The 18,246-nt window shown below is 71.3% G+C and carries 13 protein-coding genes; 6 read left to right on the top strand and 7 right to left on the bottom strand.

Features of this window, described 5'->3' with window-relative positions; genetic code table 11:
• Nucleotides 1-93 precede the first annotated feature (93 nt).
• The 3 genes from mutS to J5Y10_RS11415 all read left to right on the top strand — a co-directional run bounded on the left by mutS (nucleotide 94) and on the right by J5Y10_RS11415 (nucleotide 5,986).
• Nucleotides 94-2,814 carry a DNA mismatch repair protein MutS gene (gene mutS, locus J5Y10_RS11425; RefSeq protein WP_209373612.1) on the top strand — a complete coding sequence of 907 codons (2,721 nt, stop codon included), beginning with the start codon at nucleotides 94-96 and terminating at the stop codon, nucleotides 2,812-2,814.
• Nucleotides 2,811-5,537: a [protein-PII] uridylyltransferase gene (locus J5Y10_RS11420; protein WP_209373610.1), complete on the top strand. Its 2,727-nt coding sequence runs from the start codon at nucleotides 2,811-2,813 to the stop codon at nucleotides 5,535-5,537. The genes mutS and J5Y10_RS11420 overlap by 4 nt, the downstream gene beginning before the upstream one ends.
• A 110-nt stretch (nucleotides 5,538-5,647) precedes the next feature.
• Nucleotides 5,648-5,986, top strand: a complete 339-nt coding sequence (locus J5Y10_RS11415; RefSeq protein WP_209373608.1) for a hypothetical protein — start codon at nucleotides 5,648-5,650, stop codon at nucleotides 5,984-5,986.
• A 15-nt stretch (nucleotides 5,987-6,001) separates the two neighbouring features.
• On the opposite strand, the gene J5Y10_RS11410 is transcribed toward J5Y10_RS11415, so the two are convergent.
• From J5Y10_RS11410 to J5Y10_RS28725, 4 genes are all read right to left on the bottom strand, one after another.
• The gene (locus tag J5Y10_RS11410; protein WP_209373606.1) at nucleotides 6,002-7,207 is read right to left on the bottom strand and encodes an MFS transporter; all 1,206 of its coding nucleotides are present in this window, start codon (nucleotides 7,205-7,207) and stop codon (nucleotides 6,002-6,004) included.
• 97 nt (nucleotides 7,208-7,304) lie between these two features.
• A complete protein-coding gene (locus tag J5Y10_RS11405; RefSeq protein WP_209373604.1) occupies nucleotides 7,305-8,696 on the bottom strand; it encodes an FAD-binding oxidoreductase in 1,392 nt (463 codons plus the stop codon).
• Between the two features lie 35 nt (nucleotides 8,697-8,731).
• The gene (locus tag J5Y10_RS11400; protein WP_209373602.1) at nucleotides 8,732-9,610 is read right to left on the bottom strand and encodes a dimethylarginine dimethylaminohydrolase family protein; all 879 of its coding nucleotides are present in this window, start codon (nucleotides 9,608-9,610) and stop codon (nucleotides 8,732-8,734) included.
• Nucleotides 9,611-9,672: 62 nt separating this feature from the next.
• A complete protein-coding gene (locus J5Y10_RS28725) occupies nucleotides 9,673-10,794 on the bottom strand; it encodes a sensor domain-containing phosphodiesterase (RefSeq protein ID WP_342452899.1) in 1,122 nt (373 codons plus the stop codon).
• A gap of 230 nt (nucleotides 10,795-11,024) precedes the next feature.
• Between J5Y10_RS28725 and J5Y10_RS11390 the strand changes: the two genes are divergently transcribed.
• Nucleotides 11,025-11,792, top strand: a complete 768-nt coding sequence (locus tag J5Y10_RS11390) for an HpcH/HpaI aldolase family protein (RefSeq protein WP_245214553.1) — start codon at nucleotides 11,025-11,027, stop codon at nucleotides 11,790-11,792.
• 114 nt (nucleotides 11,793-11,906) lie between these two features.
• Here J5Y10_RS11390 and J5Y10_RS11385 read toward each other — a convergent pair whose 3' ends face one another.
• The 3 genes from J5Y10_RS11385 to J5Y10_RS11375 all read right to left on the bottom strand — a co-directional run bounded on the left by J5Y10_RS11385 (nucleotide 11,907) and on the right by J5Y10_RS11375 (nucleotide 15,763).
• On the bottom strand, nucleotides 11,907-13,475 hold the full coding sequence (locus tag J5Y10_RS11385) for a Na+/H+ antiporter (RefSeq protein WP_209373598.1): 1,569 nt from the start codon (nucleotides 13,473-13,475) through the stop codon (nucleotides 11,907-11,909).
• A 133-nt stretch (nucleotides 13,476-13,608) separates the two neighbouring features.
• Nucleotides 13,609-15,111, bottom strand: a complete 1,503-nt coding sequence (locus tag J5Y10_RS11380; protein WP_209373596.1) for a tripartite tricarboxylate transporter permease — start codon at nucleotides 15,109-15,111, stop codon at nucleotides 13,609-13,611.
• Between the two features lie 31 nt (nucleotides 15,112-15,142).
• Nucleotides 15,143-15,763: a tripartite tricarboxylate transporter TctB family protein gene (locus J5Y10_RS11375; protein ID WP_209373595.1), complete on the bottom strand. Its 621-nt coding sequence runs from the start codon at nucleotides 15,761-15,763 to the stop codon at nucleotides 15,143-15,145.
• Between the two features lie 276 nt (nucleotides 15,764-16,039).
• Here J5Y10_RS11375 and J5Y10_RS11370 point away from each other — a divergent pair, with 276 nt between their 5' ends.
• Together J5Y10_RS11370 and J5Y10_RS11365 are read left to right on the top strand one after the other, a co-directional pair.
• On the top strand, nucleotides 16,040-17,233 hold the full coding sequence (locus J5Y10_RS11370; protein WP_209373594.1) for a M20 metallopeptidase family protein: 1,194 nt from the start codon (nucleotides 16,040-16,042) through the stop codon (nucleotides 17,231-17,233).
• The gene (locus tag J5Y10_RS11365) at nucleotides 17,230-18,216 is read left to right on the top strand and encodes a ketopantoate reductase family protein (protein ID WP_209373593.1); all 987 of its coding nucleotides are present in this window, start codon (nucleotides 17,230-17,232) and stop codon (nucleotides 18,214-18,216) included. Before J5Y10_RS11370 ends, J5Y10_RS11365 begins: the two co-directional genes overlap by 4 nt.
• Nucleotides 18,217-18,246 lie beyond the last annotated feature (30 nt).

Below are 18,246 nucleotides of genomic sequence, written 5' to 3'. Positions count from 1 at the left end.
TTTCGCGGGAGCCTGCCCCTGCTCGGTGCGGGGTTGCAAGCATCGGGACGGGGGCGCTGGACCGATCCCGCGGCGCGCCATAGGAGTCCGGGCATGGACGCCGCCTCGCCCAGCACCGGTTCACCGATCCCCAGCGCGGCCGGCGCCACCCCCGCCATGGCCCAGTGGTTCGCGGCGAAGGCGGCGCATCCGGACGCGCTGATCTTCTTCCGCATGGGCGACTTCTTCGAGCTGTTCTTCGGCGACGCCATCACCGGCGGGGAGGCGTTGGGGCTGGCCGTGGCGCATCGGGGGGAGCATGGCGGGCAGCCGATTCCCATGGCGGGCGTGCCGGTGCACGCGATGGAGGCCTATCTCGCCCGGCTGATCCGGCGCGGGTTCCGGGTGGCGATCTGCGAGCAGATGGAGTCGCCGGAGCAGGCCAAGGCCCGCAAGGCCCCGGCGGTGCGGCGGGAGGTCGTGCGGATCGTCACCCCCGCGACGGTGACGGAGGAGTCGCTGCTGGAGGGCGCGCGGCCCTCCTGGCTGTTGGCCCTGGTGCCGGACGGGGCGGACCGGGTCGGGGCGGCCTGGCTGGACGTCTCCACGGGGCATGTCTGCACGGAGGGGCTGCCGGCGGCGGAACTGGGCGCCCTGCTGGCCCGGCTGGACCCGGCGGAGGTGCTGGCCCCCGAGGCCCTGGCCGGCGGTGATGTCCTGACCCCCCTCGGCTGGGTGGTGCGGGAGGCGTCGCCGCCGAGGGAAGGGGCGCGGCTGGCGGCCGAGGCCTGGGGCGTGGCCTCGCTGGATGCCTTCGGCAGCTTCTCCGAGGGCGAGGCGGCGGCGCTGGCCATGGCGCTGGACTATGTGCGCGCGACCTCCGGCGGCAGCCTGCCGCGGCTGGCGCCGCCGGAGTGCCGGGGCGGGGAGGGGACGCTGCGCATGGACGCGGCCACGCGGCGGTCGCTGGAGATCCTGAAGGCGGAGCGCGGGGGGAAAGACTGCCTTCTGGCCGCCGTGGATCGCACGCTGACGGCCGCGGGCGCCCGCGAACTGGCGGCCCGGCTGGCCGCGCCGCTCGCCGAGGCGGACCCAATCTCGGCGCGGCATGACGCGGTTGCCTTTCTTCTCGCCGCCACGACCGTCCGCGGCCGGCTGCGGGAGGCGCTGAAGGGCGCGCCAGACATGGCGCGCGCCCTGGGGCGGCTTTCGGTGGAGCGGTTCTTCCCCCGAGATCTGGCGGCGCTGCGCGATGGGCTGGCCCGTGCCGAGGCGATGCGGACGGCGCTTTCCGAGGCGGCGGGCGTTCCGCCGGTCCCGCCCCTGCTGCTGGCGGCCGGCGAGGCGCTGCTGCCCGGAAATTCGCCCCGCGCAGAGCTGGCCCGGGCGCTGGCGGCCGAGCTGCCGGCCCGGCTGGAGGAGGGGGGCGTCGTCGGCACGGGCTATGACGGGGAGCTGGATGCGCTGCGCCGCCTGCGGGACGACGCGCGGGGGGCCATCCTGGCCCTGCAGATGGACCTGGCGCAGGCCTGGGGCGTGGCGAGCCTGAAGATCCGGCATCATCAGCAGCTCGGCTTTCTGGCGGAGGTGCCGGCGGCGGCGGGGGAGGTCCTGCTGCGGCAGAAGCCGGAACCCGGCCCGATGGCGCCGGTGCACCGGCAGTCCATGGCCAATGCCCACCGCTTCACCTGCGGGGCGCTCTCTGATCTGGACCGCAAGCTGTCCCAGGCGCGGGACGAGGCCGGGAAGCGGGAGGCGATGGTGGTCCGCCACCTGCGGAAGCTGTGCCTGGATGCGGCGGCCGGGATCGCGGCCGCCGCCCGGGCGGCGGCGGAGGTGGATGTGCATGCGGCGGCCGCCGAACTGGCGGCCTTCGGCGGCTGGTGCCAGCCGGAGATGCCGGACCGGCCGGATTTCTGCATCACCGGGGGGAGGCACCCCGTGGTGGAATCGGCGCTGCGCCGGAACCGCGGCCCGGCTTTCGTGCCGAATGACGCGGATCTTTCGCCGGGGCGGCGGCTCTGCCTGCTGACCGGGCCAAACATGGCGGGCAAGTCCACCTATCTCCGCCAGAACGCGCTGATGGTGGTGCTGGCGCAGGCCGGGCTCTTCGTTCCCGCCGAATCGGCGAGGATCGGTCTGGTGGACCGGCTCTTCTCCCGCGTGGGAACGGCGGACGACATCGCGGGCGGGCGATCCACCTTCATGGTGGAGATGAGCGAGACGGCGGCGGTACTGAACTTGGCCGGGCCGCGGTCCTTTGTGGTGCTGGACGAGGTGGGGCGGGGGACCGCCACCTGGGACGGGCTGGCCATCGCCTGGGCGGTGCTGGAGGCGCTGCACGACCGGCTTCGGTCCCGCACCCTGTTCGCCACCCATTTCCATGAGCTGACGGCCCTTGCGGGCAAATTGCCCGAACTGGCCCCGGCGGCAATGAAGGTGCGGGAGCACCGGGGGCAGGTGGTGTTCCAGCACCTGGTCGGGCCCGGCGCCTCGGAGCGGTCCTGGGGGCTTCATGTGGCGCGGCTGGCCGGGGTGCCGCGCGAGGTGGTGGGGCGGGCGGAGACGGTCCTCGCCTCCCTGGAGGAGCGGGCGAGGGGACTCGACCCGCTCTCCGGGGAACTGCCCCTTTTCGCCGCGCCGGCCGCCGGGTCCGCGACCCCGACACAACCGGCAGTGGAGGCGGACCCCCTGCGCGCCGCGCTAGAAGGGCTGGACCCGGACGCCATGGCCCCCCGGGAGGCCCTGGAAGCCCTTTACCGGCTGAAATCGATGTTTCCTGTGCAGGGAACGGCTGTTGCGGCGCAGCGCGAGTCCTTATCTTCCGTTAGATGAACACTGCTGGCCTGGGCGCCGACGAAGCACAGATCGCGCCTCAACAGGGGCTGGAAGGCCTCGAATCCTCTCCCCCGCCCTCCCGCGACGCGGCCCTGGCGATGCTGCGCCGCCATCTCAGCCGCATCCAGGGCGGGATGCAGGAGCGGTTCGAGCGGGAGACCCTGCCCGGGCTCGTTGCCGCGCGGGCGCTCGCCTCGGAGATGGATGGGCTGATCGCCGCCATCCTGCGCTACAGCCTCCTGGCCACCTCGGGCCAGGTGGAGCCCGCCTTCGCGCTGGCGGCGACGGGCGGCTATGGCCGCGGGACGCTGGCGCCCTATTCCGACATTGACCTTCTCTTCGTCTCCGGGGAGCCCCTGGACGGGGCGGGCCGGCGGGCGGTGGAGTTCATGCTCTACCTGCTCTGGGACCTCGGGGTGAAAGTGGGGCACGCCACCCGCTCCATCGAGGAGTGCCTGGAGGACGCGAAGACCGACACGACGGTGCAGACCGCCCTGCTGGACGCGCGCTTCCTGGAGGGCGACCGGGGTATCTACGGGCGCTTCGCGGTGGCCTATGCCGAGGCCCGGAAGCAGTGGGGGCTGGGCCAGTTCCTCCATGCCAAGCAGATCGAGCGCGGGCTGCGCCATGCCCGCTACGGCGACAGCCCCTATCTGGTGGAGCCCCACATCAAGGAGGGGCGCGGGGGGCTGCGGGACCTGCAGACCATGTACTGGCTGGCCCGCTACGCCTTCGGCGTGGAGAAGATGTGGCAGATGGTGGGGCCGGACAGCCCCGGCGGCGGGCTGCTGACGGCGCAGGAGGCGCGGGCCTTCAAGCGGGCCTGGTCCTTCCTGTGGACCGTGCGCTTCCACCTGCATTACGTGACCGGCCGCGCCGAGGAGCGCCTGACCTTCGATCTGCAGCCCGTGGTGGGCGCCCGCATGGGCTACACGCGCCACGGCAAGCAGGACGGGGTGGAGCGCTTCATGAAGCACCTTTTCCTCACGGCCCGTGAGGTGGTGCGGCTGAAGCGGCTGCTGGAGCCGGCGATCGAGCGGGCGGCGCTGGGAATGCCGGCGCTGCAGCCCGCGCCGGACGAGGCGATGAAGCGGGCCGGGCTGACCCTGGCGGACGGCAAGATCCTCTTCGCCCCGGACCATGACATCCCCGCGGATCCGGCCGTGATGCTGCGGATCGTGCGGATGGCGCGGGACCGGGGGCTGGAGATCCACCCGCTCGGGCTGCGGGCCCTGATCCGCAATGCCCGCTACGCCGCGCGCCTGCGCGGGGGGGCTGAGGCGAACGCGCTCTTCCTCAACATCCTCACGGGCAAGCATAGCGGCCGCTGGCTGCGCGCGCTGAACGAGGCGGGCGTCCTGTCCCGGCTGATCCCGGAATGGGCGCGGATCGTCGGGCTGATGCAGTTCGACACCTACCATGTCTTCACGGTCGAGGAGCACACGATCGAGGCGGTGGGTGTCATGAACGCGCTGGAGCGCGGGGAGCTGGACACGGTCGCGCCCGTCGCCTCCGAGCTGGTGGGGCAGTTGCAGTCCCGCCGGGCGCTCTATGCCGCCCTTCTGCTGCACGACATCGCCAAGGGGCGCGGCGGCGACCACTCGGAGCTGGGGGCCGGCATCGCGCAGGAGCTCTGCCCGCGGCTGGGGCTCTCCCCGGAGGAGACGGAGACGGTCTCCTGGCTCGTGCTGAACCACCTGCTGGTGAGCCAGACGGCCTTCAAGCGGGACATCGACGATCCCAAGACCATCCTCGACATGGCGGAGGTGGTGCAGTCGCCGGAGCGGCTGCGCCTGCTGCTGGTGCTGACGGTCTGCGACATGCGCGCGGTGGGGCCGAAGGTGTGGAATGGGTGGAAGGCCACCCTGCTGCGGGAAATCTACTGGCGGGTCGCCGAGGTGCTGGCCGGCGGGCTCTCCGTGCCCGAGCGCGACGTTCGCGTGGCCCGCGCGCGGGAGGCAGCGGCGGGCGCCCTGGCCGGGCGGCCGCAGGCGGAGATCGACCACTTCCTCTCGCTCGGCTACCCCGGCTACTGGCTTTCCTTCGATCCCGACACCCATGCCCGCCACGCCGCCATGATCCGCGAGGCAGAGTGCATCCAGGCGCCGCTGACCGTGCGGACGGAGGTGCTGGAGGACCGGGCGGTGACGGAGGTGACGGTCTATACCGCCGACCATCCCGGGCTGTTCAGCCAGATCGCGGGGGCGCTGGCCATCGCGGGTGCCAGCATCGTGGACGCGCGCATCCACACCATGACCAACGGCATGGCGCTGGACACCTTCTGGGTGCAGGACGCGGCCGGCGGGGCGCTGGATGCGCCGCACCGGCTGGCCCGCCTCTCCGTCGTGATCGAGCAGACGCTGCACGGGCGCCTCCGGATCAGCGAGGAGATCCGCAAGGTGAAGCGCGAGCCCGCGCGGCTGCGCGCCGTGACGGTGCCGCCGCGCGTGGTGATCGACAACCACGCCAGCAACACCCACACCGTGATCGAGGTGAACGGGCGCGACCGGCCGGGCCTGCTGCACGATGTGACGGCCGCCATCTCCGGCCAGGGCGTGCAGATCGCCTCCGCCCATGTCACCACCTACGGCGTGCGGGCGGTGGACGTGTTCTACGTGAAGGACCTCTTCGGGCTGAAGGTGGAGAACGAGCGCAAGCTGGACGGGCTGCGCGGGGCCGTCCTGGCCGCGCTCGGGACGGCGCCGGCCCAGGCAGCCTGATCGGGGCAGCCTAATCGGGGCGGCCTGTCCCGGAATGCTTCCTTGGCGCCCCTTGGACAACCCCTCCCGGTACGGGGCGTTCCACTTCCGGATATACGGAGGACCGCACCATGGCCGATGACGGAAAGGGCAAGGGCCCTGTGGGGCGCGAGAGCGAAGTGCCGGGGATGCTGGAGAACTGGGGGCTGCAGACGAAGAATGCGCGCCCGGCCAGCGTCGGGCAGCACGACCCTCTGCGCGACCGGAACGGGGATGACTCCGCGCCGGGTATCAAGCCGGAGGCCGGATACAAGCCTGGCCCGGGGACCAACGAGGGCAATGCGGGCCCGGGCAAGTCCGAGCCGGATTCCGGCACCTCCAGCGTCATCACCCCCGGGGTGAAGGAGGCGACGGACATCAAGCCCGGCGCCGAGCGCGACGCACCGCCGCTCACGGGCCTTGTGGACTGATCTTGCCGCGCCCGGCTACCGCGTGAGCCAGAGGTAGCCGAGCGTGCAGGCGGCCGTGGCCGCAGCGAGGAAGAGCAGCCCGGTGGCGAGGCCGGCGGTGGCGACCACCGGGCCCGACGCGGCCTGAAGGATGGCGGCGCCGGCGAAGAAGGAAAGGTTTACGCCGGAGAGGGCCTTTCCCGCCTGTTCCGCGGGGACCGCAGCCCGGGTGGCGGCGAAGGCCAGGGGCTGAGACGAGATCAGCAGGAAGAAGCCGAGCAGCGTCGCGGCGTCCCAGGCCGGCGGCAGCGTGCCGAAGGGGCCTCCCGGTCCACCCAGGGCGGTGAGGCACAGGAAGGTGGCGGCGCCGAGATGGCCGGCCGCCAACAGGGCGCGGCGGTTGCCGATGCGCCGGTCCGCGATGCCCCATAGCGCCGGGCCGAGGACGAGGGCACAGGTGGCGAGAAGCAGGATGTTGCCGGCCTCCACGCGGGGCAGCCCCTTCACCTCCATCAGCCAGGGGCCACCCCAGAGGCCGCGCACGCCGATGACGATGGCGAAGGATGCGAAGCCCAGCACGACCACGCCGCGCAGCGCGGGTGAGGCGGCAAGGCGGAGCACGTCCCGGGCATCCGCGCCGAGGCCCGCGGTGGAGCCCGGTGGCGGGTCCTTCCGCACGAGGAGGGCGACGAGGGCGACGGCGATGAGGGCCAGGACCGCGCAGGCCAGGTAGCCGGCCCGCCAGTCCGCCGCTTCCACCAGCAGCGCGAGAGGGCTGGCGCTGAGGAGCATCCCGCAATTGCCCAGCGCCTGGATCAGGCCGGACCAGAGGCCGAAGCGCGCGGGGCTGAGGCGTTTCGCGGCGTAGGTGATGGGGCACATGAGCATGCCCGCGCAGCCCAGGCCGAGCACGATCTGCGCGAGGAGGAAGCCCGCCGCGCCCCCTGCAAGGGCTGCAAGCACGGCGCCGATGCCGGTGATGGCGAGGAGTCCGAGGGCGGTGCGGCGCACGCCGAAGCGGTCCAGCGCGACGCCGATCGGGATCTGGGCCGCGGCGAAGGCGAGGTTGTAGGCACCGGTGAGCGAGGCGAGGCCGCCGGCGGTGACGCCGAGGTCCCCGCCGAGCCGGTCCGCCGCGATGGCGGGCAGGGTGCGGACCGCGTTGGAGAGGACATGGCCCAGCGTGAGGGCAATGAGGGGGGCGGCGAAGGCCACGGAGGCCTCGCGCGCGTCTTCGTTCATAATGAGCTGCTTCCTCCGCGCCCCACCCCTGCATGGGGGCGGGGTCGCCGTGCTGCCGGGCGCGGGCGGGTCCCGCCGCTGCCCTGGTCCCGGGTCTCTAGTTCCGGAAGATCTTGCCGGGGTTCAGGATGCCCTTGGGGTCGAGGGCAATCTTCACGCTGCGCATGACGGCCAGCGCCTCCATCCCGTGCTCCTGCTCCAGGAACTCGGCCTTGCCCATGCCAACGCCGTGCTCGCCGGAGCAGGTGCCGCCGAGGGAGAGGCCGCGGGCGACGATCTGGCGGTCCAGCGCCCAGGCGCGCTCCAGCGCCGTGGGGTCGTCCTGGTCCACGAGGATGACGGTGTGGAAGTTGCCGTCACCGACATGGCCGACCATGGGGGCGGAGAGGCCGGAGGAGACGATGTCCTGCTTCGCGCCGAGGATGGCTTCCGCCAGGCGGGAGATCGGCACGCAGACATCGGTGGTGACGCCGCGGGAGTTCGGCTGGCTGGCGATGGCCGCGTAATAGGCGTTGTGGCGGGCGGTCCAGAGCTTGTTGCGCGTCTCCTGGTCCGCCGCCCAGGCGAAGCCGAGGCCGCCCATGTCGGTGACGATGCCCTCCACCGCCTCCGCCTGCTCCTTCACGCCGGCCTCGGTGCCGTGGAACTCGAGGAAGAGGGTGGGCAGGATCTGGAGGTTGTCGAGCTTGGAGTAGCTGATGCAGGCGGCGACCTGCACCTCGTCCAGCAGCTCGATCCGGGCGACGGGGATGCCGAGCTGCATCACCTGGATCACCGATTCCACGCAGCCCTTCATGTCCGGGAACTGCACGACGGCGGCGGAGGTGGCCTCGGGGATGCCGTGCAGGCGCAGGCGGATCTTGGTGACGACGCCGAGCGTGCCCTCGCTGCCGATGATCAGGCGCGTGAGGTCGTAGCCGTTGGAGGCCTTGCGGGTGCGGCTGCCCGTGTTGATGACGCGGCCATCGGCCATCACGACCTCAAGCCCCATCACGTTCTCACGGATGGTGCCGTAGCGGACGGCGTTGGTGCCGCTGGCGCGCGTGGCGCACATGCCGCCGATGGTGCAGTGGCTGCCGGGATCGACGGGGAAGAAGAGGCCCTGGTCACGCAGGTGGTCGTTGAGCTGGTGGCGGGTGACGCCCGGCTCGATGAGGCAGTCCATGTCCTCCTGGCTGACATCCAGGATGGCGTTCATGCGGGAGAGGTCGAGGCTGATGCCGCCGCGGACGGGGGTGACATGGCCTTCCAGAGAAGTGCCGGCGCCGAAGGGCACCACGGGGACGCCGTGCCGGTTGCAGAGGGCGAGGGTCTTGGAGACCTCCTCCGTCGTCTCGGCGAAGGCGACGGCATCCGGCTGGACGGGGGTGGTGGTGTCCTCGCCGCGGGCGTGCTGGTCGCGGATGGAGGCGTTAGTGGTCACGCGGTCGCCCATGAACTCGCGCAGGGCGGCGATGACGTGGTCGACGGGGCGGGTTTCGGCGGTCATGGGCTTCTTCCGGTTCAGTCGCGCGGCGGCGCGCTCTAAATATCACGCCGCAGCGGGCAGGTGAGGCAGTGGGGGCCGCCGCCGCCGGCGGTGAAGAGGGAGAGGGCGGGGTCCAGGACCTCCAGTCCTTCCGCGCGGAGGGCGGCGTTCAGGTCCGTGCTCTCCCGGGCGGATACCACGCGGCCGTTGCCGAGGGCGAGGATGTTGCAGCCGAGGTTCATGGCGGCGCGGTAGGGAACGTCGATCCAGCGGATGCCCTTGGCCCGAAGCCAGTCCAGGAAGGCGGGGTCCAGCGCGTCCTCGCAGGCAACGGCGAGGTTGTCGGCGGCCATGCCGAAGAGGACGTCGAGGTGCAGGAAATGCTCGTCGAAGGGCTCGACGCGGACCTCCCAGCCCTCCTCACGGAGCCAGCCGGCGAGCTGCTCGGCGCCCGTCTCGTCCGTGCGGCCGCCCGATGCGCCGATGGCCGCGAGGCCGGGGCGGATGACGTGGATGTCGCCGCCCTCCAGCGTGCCGGTGCTGGACTTCCGCCAGAAGCGGCTCTCATGGGCCTCGTGCCAGTCGGTGAGCGGCGCGTACTCCCCGCGGCGCTGGGGGCGCTCGAGCTGGCAGAGGACGGGGCCGTTATGCGTCACCACCACGCTGTCGCGCGTATAGGCCATGTAGGGCAGGTGGGGTTCGGGCGCGATCAGGTGGACCCGCGCGCCGCCCTGCTCGATGGCATGGACGAGTTCCGCGTGCTGCGCCTTCAGGTGGTGCGTGGCCGGGGCCTGGCGGCCCTCCGCGAGGGTGCGGCGGACGATGCTGTTCGTGGGGATCCAGCGGTAGTGGTCCGGTGGGCAGAGGAGGACCTCGCGCAGCGGCGCCGTCTCGGAGGAGACGCGCCAGGCGGGGCCGGGGGCGCTTTCGGGCATGGAGGGGAGGTTACGGGGCGCTGGCGGGATTGCCCACCCCGGTCGGCGGCCCCGGGGCGAACTCAGCCCTGGCTTGGCAGTTCCAGCACGGCGAGGGAGAGGCCGAGAAGCTCGCCCGTTTCGTCCCGCGCGGGAGCGGTGTGGCAGAGCGCGGCTCCGCGCCCGGCGGGCAGGAACCAGATCCGCGGCGGGATGGGCTCCCCGCGCCGGGCACGCTCCAGGTCGGAATGGACCTGGGCCATGGCATTCGGGTCGATCTCGCCGAGGCTGCGGCCGGACAGCGCCCGGGCGTCCATGCCCATCAGCGCGCTGAAATGGCGGTTGGCCGCGCCGATCCGCAGCGCACGATCCACGAAGAACAGCGCGACGGGGGCGGAGGAGTAGATGGCTTCCATCTTCGCCAGGCGCTGCTCGCCGGAGGGGTAGCGGCTGGTGGGCTCGAAGGCCATGGCGCCGCGGGCGTGCAGCATGGCCGGCACTTCCGTGGCCGGGACGGGGCGGCCGAAGAGCCAGCCCTGCGCGTATTCGCAGTCCAGCCGGGCCAGGGCTTCCGCCTGCGCTTCCGTCTCCACCCCTTCCGCCACCACGGGGGCACCGAGGCTGCGGCCGAGTCCGATCACGGCGCCGACGATCTGCCGGCTCTCCTCGGAGTCGGCCATGGTTCGGACGAAGCTGCCGTCGAGCTTGATCTCGTCGAAGGGCAGGGCGCGCAGGCGGGTGAGACTGGAATGGCCGGTGCCGAAATCGTCCAGCGCGATCTGCACGCCCTTACCGCGCAGCAGGTCGGCCGCGAAGCGCGCGCCCTCGATGTCGCCGATCACGGCCGTTTCCGTGATCTCGATCTTCGTGCGCTCGAGCGGGAAGCCTGTGGCCTGTACCGATTCCTCGAAGAGGGCCGGCATTGCCCTGTCCTGGAAGTGCAGTGGCGAGATGTTGAAGGCGAGCCGGAAGTCGCCGTTCCAGTCCAGGGCCCCGAGGCAGGCTGAGCGGATGATGTGCCGGGCCAGGCTGGCGGCCAGGCCGTGCCGCTCCGCCACGGGCACGAAGCGGGCGGGGGGCACGGGGCCGAAGCTCTCATCGGTCCAGCGGGCGAGGACCTCGAAGCAGGCGATGGCCCCGGTCTTGAGGTGAACGATAGGCTGGAAGGCCGGGCGAATGGCGCCACTGCGCAGCGCTGCCTCGATGGCCGTGGCTATCGCCTCTTCATCCTCGGTCGTGATGGCGTGTGCTCCCTTCCTCTGCTGCCCCGCAGCCGGCCTTGTGGCTAGCGCGGGCTACACCCCGTGGTTGCGGGCTCGCATAGGTTATAAACTTTGGAACGGATTCGGCACGAACTCGATGCATTGCGCCGGATGGGGCGAAGGGGAAGGATGCCCGCCGGCGGCGCCGTTTTCGGCGCATGATCAGAGGGGGGATGCGCGTGGCAAATGCGCTGAAGGAGGCCTGGAAGGCCGGGCGGCAAACAGTGAACGGGTGGCTTGCCATCCCGTCCGCCTTCTCGGCCGAGGTGATGTCGGGCCTCGGCTTCGACAGCCTGACGGTGGACCTGCAGCACGGGGTGCAGGACTACATGTCGGCGGTGGAGTGCTTCCAGGGCATGCAGCGGCACGGGCCGGTGCCGATGGCCCGCCTGCCCTGGAACGAGCCGGGGATCGCCGGCAAGCTGCTGGACGCGGGAGCGCAGGGGCTGATCTGCCCCATGGTGAATACCAGGGAGCAGGCCGAGGCCTTCGTCTCCTCCTGCCGCTACCCGCCGGCGGGCACGCGCTCCAACGGCCCTGTGCGGGCGGGGATCTATGGCGAGGTCGGGCGGTACTTCTACACGGCGAACGAGGATGTCCTCTGCCTGCCGATGATCGAGACGCGCGAGGCGGTGGCGAACCTGGAAGCCATCCTCGACGTCCCGGGCGTGGACGGGATCTATATCGGCCCGACCGACCTGGCGATCTCCCACGGCTACCTGCCGCCGGTGATGGAGCGGGAGGACAAGGAGATGCTGGATCTCTACGAGAAGCTGATCCGCGCCTGCCGGGACCGGGGAAAGTTCATCGGGCTGCATGCCATCACCGGCGCCTATGTGAAGCGCATGCACGCCATGGGCTTCGACTACGCGACGATGGGCAGTGACGTGAACGCGATTGTCTCCGGCGCTCGGGCCCAGATGGCGGCGCTGAAGGGGTAGTTGCGGGGACCCTCGCTGTTGGTCTGTCCCGGGGAGAGGAAGGAACTCTTCCTCTCCCTGGACCGCTCACGATCATCGTTTTCTTTGAATCGGGATGGTCCCGCTCCGCCACGCTCAGGCCAGCTGGTTGAGTTGCTGCGTCAGGCGCAGCTCCTCGTGATCGGTTTCGGAAACGAGGCCGACCAGGAGTTCTTCCGGGATCGGCTTCGCGCCGTGGTGGTCCAGCAGGGCTTGGCGTCCGGCGCGAATGGCGGCGAGGCGGATCTGGAGGCGGGCCTGCAGCTCGGCCTGCGGGCCGCCGGCGGCCACGCCGCTGAAGACGCGGTCGATGTCCCGGAACTCGCCCACGAGGTCGCGCGCGATGGCGCCGTCGAGCGGGCTGTCGAGGCGGCCCTGAACTTCCGCCAGGGCGGCATGCGCCATCAGGCGCCGGGCGGCGGCCTCCTGCGCGCCCATGCCCCTTTTGCCGGGCTCCATCACGCCGAGGCGGAGGATGAGCCATTCGAGCGTGGTGCCCTGGACCACGAGGGTCGCGAGGATGGCGACGAAGGCGAGGAAGATGAGGAGGTCGCGGTGCGGCACCGCCAGGGGAAGGGCGAGCGCGGTTGCGAGGGAGACGACGCCGCGCATCCCCGCCCAGCCGATGATGGCGGCGTGGCGGGGCCGGGGCAGGGCATGGTCGTGCGAGAGGGAGGGGAAGATCCGCGGCAGGTAGGCGAAGGGCATCACCCAGGCCAGGCGCGAGACGACGAGGGTGAGGGAGATGGCGAGGGAGGCGAGGATCACCGTGCCCGCGGCTTCCGCCGCCAGCCGTTCGAGGATCCCGTTGAGCTGCAGGCCGACGAGGATGAAGACGAGGCTGGTAAGGGTGAATTCCACGAAGCTCCAGGTCGCCAGGGCCTCCACGCGGGTCTGGGGCGCGAGGAGGGCGCGCTGGCGGCCTGAGACGATGATGCCGGTGGTGACGACGGCGATGACGCCGGAGACGTGCAGGGCCTCGGCCGCCATGAAGGCCGCGTAGGCGATGAGGAAGGTGACCGCGACCTCCAGGGCCGTGTCCTCCAGCAGCGGCAGGAGGCGTGAGGCGGCCCAGGCGACGGCCCAGCCGATCGCGAGCCCGCCAAGGGCGACGCCGAGGAAGGTGAGGGCGGCGATGGCGGGGCTGACGCTGGCCGTGGCCAGAGCCCCGACGGCGAGGCGGAAGAGGACGAGGGCGGAGGCGTCGTTCACGAGGCTCTCGCCCTCCAGCACCGTGACGATGCGGCGGGGCAGGTGCAGGCGCTGAAGGATGGCGGAGGCGGCGACCGCGTCGGGCGGCGCGACGACGGCGCTGAAGGCGATGGCGGCCGCCCAGGGCAGGTCCGGCAGGAGGAGCTTGGCCACGAGGGCCACGCAGGCGGCGGTGAAGAGCACGGCGCCCACCGCGAGCAGCAGGATCGGGCGGATGGAGGCACGGAACTCCTCCCAGTCGGTGCGCCATGCGCTGGCCTGGAGGAGCGGGGGCAGGAAGGCGGCGAGGGCGAGGTGGGGATCGAGTTCCACCCGTGGGATGCCGGGGATGAAGGCCAGGGCCATGCCGCCGATGATCAGCACCACGGCGTAGGGCAGGCGCGTGCGCCGGGCCAGGACGGCCAGGGCGACGCAGGCCCCGAGCAGGGCGAGGATGACCTCGAGCAGATTCATGGGGGAATTCTGGGGCCGCTTGGCGAAGGGGTATAGGACGATGCTGCGGTGGCGGCGCGCATCAGCCATGAAAAAGGCCGCCCCGGTTGCCCGGGGCGGCCTTTCCCGTTCCGCGGCCAGGGCCGCGGGGGGACTACTCGGCCAGGGCCTTGTCCTTGCCGGCGCGGAGGCCCGGCAGGAGCATGGCGGCCAGCACGATCGCGCCGAGAGCCAGAAGCGTCGCGCTGATCGGGCGCTCCACGAAGACGATAGGATCGCCGCGGGAGAGCAGCATGGCGCGGCGCAGGTGCTCCTCCATCATCGGGCCGAGCACGAAGCCGATGAGGAGAGGGGCAGCCTCCATCCGGAGCTTGGAGAAGATGTAGCCGAGGATGCCGAAGAACAGGGTCTGGTAGACGTCGAAGACCGAGTTGTTCAGCGAGTACACGCCGATGGCGCAGAACACGAGGATCGAAGGGTAGAGGTACTTGTAGGGCACCTGCAGCAGCTTCACCCACATGCCGATGAGCGGCAGGTTGATGACGAGCAGCATCAGGTTGCCGATCCACATGGAGCAGATCAGGCCCCAGAACAGGTCCGGCTGGGCCTCCACCATGCGGGGGCCGGGCTGGATGCCCTGGATGATCAGCGCGCCGACCATCAGCGCCATCACGGCGTTGGCCGGGATGCCGAGGGTGAGCAGCGGGATGAAGGAGGTCTGGGCGGCCGCGTTGTTGGCCGATTCCGGACCCGCCACGCCCTCGATGGCGCCGTTGCCGAACTCATGGCGGTACTTCGAGAGCTTGCGCTCCATCATGTACGAGCCGAAGGCCGCGAGCGAGGCGCCGCCGCCGGGCAGGATGCCCAGCACGGAGCCGACCACCGTGCCGCGCAGCACGGAGGGGATGGAGCGGCGGAACTCGGCGCCCGTGAGCATCAGGCTGCCGACCTTCCCGGACATGACCGAGCGCGCCTCGGGGCGCTCGAGGTTCAGGATGATCTCGCCGATACCGAAGATGCCCATGGCGATGGAGACGAAGCCCAGGCCGTCGGACAGTTCGGGAACGCCGAAAGTGAAGCGCTGCTGGCCGGTCTGCACGTCCGTGCCGACGAGGCCGAGGGCGACGCCGAGCACCACCATGGCGATGGACTTCAGGATCGAGCCCTGGGCCAGCACCGCGGAGATGATCAGGCCGAGCAGCATGAGCGAGAAGTAGTCCGCCGGGCCGAAGGACAGCGCCACCTGGGTCAGCGCCGGGCCGGAGGCCGCGACGAGGACGGTGGCGACGGAGCCGGCGAAGAAGGAGCCGACGGCGGCGATGGTCAGCGCCGCGCCCGCGCGCCCGTTGCGGGCCATCTTGTAGCCTTCGAGCGTGGTCACCACGGAGGAGACCTCACCCGGCAGGTTCAGCAGGATGGCGGTGGTGGAGCCGCCGTACTGCGCGCCGTAGTAGATGCCGGCGAGCATGATGATGGCGGTGGTTGCGGGCTGGCCGAAGGTGATCGGCAGCAGCAGCGAGATGGTGGCGACCGGCCCGATGCCGGGCAGCACGCCGATCGCGGTTCCGATCAGCGCGCCGAGCAGCGCGAAGAGCAGGTTGTCCAGCGTCAGAGCGACGCCGAACCCGTGCGCCAGATTGGCGAGTAGTAGTTCCATGGGTTTGTTCTGGCCCTTCCTGTCTTGGCGCTTAACCGAAGATGGTCGGCCACAGCGGAACCCGGATATCGAGTTCCTTGATGAAGACGAACCAGCAGAGGACGCAGAGGAAAACCGTCATCCCCGCGATGCTGATGGGGTTGTGCTCGCGGTCCGCCAGGGCGGAGAGGATGCAGAGGAAGACGATCGCGAGGATCAGCCCCAGCGGCTCCAGCGCGAGGCCGAAGACGGCGAAGGAGGCGAGCGTGAGGCCCAGCGGGCGCCAGGCCGGCGAGATGGCCAGCACGAGCAGCGCCACGAGGCAGGCGCCGCCGACCTGGATGTAGTTGTTGTTGTAGCCCGCGGCTTCCATCACCCGCCAGATCACCACGCCGACGATCACGCTCGCGGCCAGGGTGGTGAGGTCAAGCTTCGTCCAGCGCTCCAGCGGGTCGGGCCCGCCCGTGAGGCCGACCAGGAACACGATGGCTCCGAGCCCGAACTGGATCCAGAAGACGAGCATCGGCATGTAGCCGGGGCCCATGCGGCGGGCGGTGCCGAGCGTGTGCTGCTCAAGCCCCAGCCCGAGGAAGCCGCCGTTGATGTAGAGACCCAAGACCGCGAGGAAGACGAGAAGTCCCCCTGCCCATAGGTCCTTGGCGCTGATCTTCATGAACACTCCACCCCTAAGTCCCTCGCAGATACCGTCCAGCGGGAGGAGCGTCGGGGATGATGAGTGGGCACGCTGCCGCCCGCGGAAGCCCGAGAGGGCTCCGCGGCCGGCATCTTCCGTGCCTTATCCATGCTTCCTGACGCTCCCCCCGAAAGAGAGAGGTGCCGCAACCTATTTGGCTGCGGGCGATGTCACAAGCACCGGATTGAGGCCCTTCTTGTCATGGATGCTTCTTCACCTACGATGCAGCGCAACATCGTTGCGAGATTTCATGTCATGACAGCCGCGCAGGTCACGGGAATCAATGAGCCGGGGCGCCGGATCGCGGAGGAGGCGGCGGCGCTGATGCCCGCGCTCTCGGCGATCCGGCGTGACATTCATGCACACCCCGAACTTGCCTTCGAGGAGGTGCGGACCGCGGGAATCGTCGCGGCCGAGCTGGCGAGGATGGGTATTCCGCACCGGACCGGGCTGGGGAAGACGGGCGTGGTCGGGATCATCGAGGGTGGGCGGCCTGGGCCGACCCTCGCGATCCGGGCGGACATGGACGCGCTGCCGATCCACGAGGAAACGGGGCTGCCCTTCGCCAGCACCGCCGACGGGAAGATGCATGCCTGCGGGCACGACATCCACACCGCCACCCTGCTGGGGGTGGCGGAGGTGCTGCGCGGCATGGCGCCGATGCTGGCAGGGCGGGTGGCGCTGGTGTTCCAGCCGGCCGAGGAGGTGCTGGGCGGCGCCGCGGCCATGATCGCGGACGGGGCGGCGGAGGGGATCGACCTGGCGCTGGGCTTCCACAACGCGCCGGACATGCCGGTGGGGGAGACGGGGTTCACCCGCGGCGCCTGCCTTGCCGCCTCCGACCGGTTCGACCTGGTGGTGCGCGGGAAGTCCGGCCATGCGGCGCATCCGGAATCGGCGGTGGACCCGATCGTGGCGGCCGCCCATTTCGTCGCCCAGGTGCAGACGGTGGTGAGCCGCGAGGTGGACCCGCTGCGCCCGGTGGTGGTGACGATCGGCATGTTCCAGGGCGGCGCGACCTACAACATCATCCCCGAGCGGGTGCACCTGAAGGGCACGGTGCGGACGCTGGACGAGGGGACGCGGGACATCGCCGAGGCGGCGATCCGGCGGCTCTGCGCCGGGCTGGAAACCGGGTTCCGGGTCGAGTGCGCCCTGGACTACCGCCGGCTGGTGCCGCCCCTGGTGAACCACGATTCCGTGCTGGACCGGATGCTGGCCGCCGTGACCGCCCAGATGGGCCAAGCCCCCGCAGCCGGCGTGCCGAGCATGGGGAGCGAGGATTTCGCGGAATTCGCGAAGCTCGTGCCCGCGGCCCATCTGCGGATCGGCTCCGGCGCGCCAGGGCGGGCGGACAAGCTGCACAATGCGGGCTATCAGCCGGATGAGGGCTGCATCGCCGTGGGCGTGCAGGCCCTCTCGCGCGCGGCGCTGGAGATCCTGGCATGAAGGTTTGCGTTTTCGGGGCGGGTGCCATCGGTGGGCACCTGGCGGGGCGGCTGGCGCGGGGCGGCGCGGAGGTGAGCGTGGTGGCGCGGGGTGCCGCCCTTGCCGCCATCCGCGAGAAGGGGCTGACGGTCCAGGCGCCGGACGCGACCTTCACGGTCCGGCCCGCGGCGAGCGACGATCCTGCGGCGCTGGGCCCGCAGGACGCGGTGGTGGTGACGGTCAAGGGGCACCAGCTGGCGGGCGTGGCGGCGGGGATCGCGCCGCTGCTGGGGCCGGAGACGGCCGTTGCCTTCGTGATGAACGGCATCCCCTGGTGGTACTTCGACCGGCATGGCGGCGAGCTGGACGGGCGGGCCCTGCCGGCGCTGGATCCGGATGGCGCGGTGCGCGCAGCCGTGGGCGTGGGGCGGACAATTGGCGGGGTGGTCTATTCCGCCTGCACGGTGACGGAGCCCGGGACGGTCCATGTGGAGAACGCGGGCGGGAAGGTGATCCTGGGCGAGCTGGACGGAAGCATCAGCGCGGGGGTGCAGGCGCTCTCCGCGGCGCTCTCGGCCGGGGGGCTGTCGAGCCCCGTGGTGCCGGACATCCGGCGGGAGGTGTGGCTGAAACTGGTCTCCAACATCTCCTTCGGGCCGCTCTGCCTCCTCTCCCGCCAGGGGATCGGGCCGACGCTGGCGGAGCCGGCGCTGCGGGCCGCCGCTGTGCGGGCGCTGGAGGAGGCGGGGTCGATCGCGCGCGGGCTGGGCATCCCGCTGGAGTTCGACGTGGATGCGCGGGTGAAGGGTTCAGAGAAGGTCGCGCACAAGCCCTCGATCCTCCAGGACATGGAGGCGGGGAAGGCCGTGGAGATGGAGGCGATGCTGGTGCAGCCCCTGGCGCTCGCGCGCATGGCGGGGGTGGAGACGCCGACGCTGGACCTGCTGGTGGGGCTTGCGCGGAAGGCGGCGGAGGCCTCGGGGCAGTACGTGCCGGCCGCCTGAGCGCCGGGCATGAAAAAGGCCGGACGGGGG

Source organism: Roseomonas indoligenes, from assembly GCF_017813365.1.
Taxonomy (GTDB): Bacteria; Pseudomonadota; Alphaproteobacteria; order Acetobacterales; family Acetobacteraceae; genus Roseomonas; species Roseomonas indoligenes.
Note: the sequence above shows the minus strand (reverse complement) of the source record. Positions and strands in the feature narration are given on the sequence as shown.

What these genes read in the sequence shown, in the direction of transcription:
- mutS (WP_209373612.1), top strand. Translation starts at nt 94, where the DNA reads ATGGACGCCGCCTCGCCCAGCACCGGTTCACCGATCCCCAGCGCGGCC.
- J5Y10_RS11420 (WP_209373610.1), top strand. Translation starts at nt 2,811, where the DNA reads ATGAACACTGCTGGCCTGGGCGCCGACGAAGCACAGATCGCGCCTCAA.
- J5Y10_RS11415 (WP_209373608.1), top strand. Translation starts at nt 5,648, where the DNA reads ATGGCCGATGACGGAAAGGGCAAGGGCCCTGTGGGGCGCGAGAGCGAA.
- J5Y10_RS11410 (WP_209373606.1), bottom strand. Translation starts at nt 7,207, where the DNA reads ATGAACGAAGACGCGCGCGAGGCCTCCGTGGCCTTCGCCGCCCCCCTC.
- J5Y10_RS11405 (WP_209373604.1), bottom strand. Translation starts at nt 8,696, where the DNA reads ATGACCGCCGAAACCCGCCCCGTCGACCACGTCATCGCCGCCCTGCGC.
- J5Y10_RS11400 (WP_209373602.1), bottom strand. Translation starts at nt 9,610, where the DNA reads ATGCCCGAAAGCGCCCCCGGCCCCGCCTGGCGCGTCTCCTCCGAGACG.
- J5Y10_RS11390 (WP_245214553.1), top strand. Translation starts at nt 11,025, where the DNA reads ATGCGCGTGGCAAATGCGCTGAAGGAGGCCTGGAAGGCCGGGCGGCAA.
- J5Y10_RS11385 (WP_209373598.1), bottom strand. Translation starts at nt 13,475, where the DNA reads ATGAATCTGCTCGAGGTCATCCTCGCCCTGCTCGGGGCCTGCGTCGCC.
- J5Y10_RS11380 (WP_209373596.1), bottom strand. Translation starts at nt 15,111, where the DNA reads ATGGAACTACTACTCGCCAATCTGGCGCACGGGTTCGGCGTCGCTCTG.
- J5Y10_RS11375 (WP_209373595.1), bottom strand. Translation starts at nt 15,763, where the DNA reads ATGAAGATCAGCGCCAAGGACCTATGGGCAGGGGGACTTCTCGTCTTC.
- J5Y10_RS11370 (WP_209373594.1), top strand. Translation starts at nt 16,040, where the DNA reads ATGACAGCCGCGCAGGTCACGGGAATCAATGAGCCGGGGCGCCGGATC.
- J5Y10_RS11365 (WP_209373593.1), top strand. Translation starts at nt 17,230, where the DNA reads ATGAAGGTTTGCGTTTTCGGGGCGGGTGCCATCGGTGGGCACCTGGCG.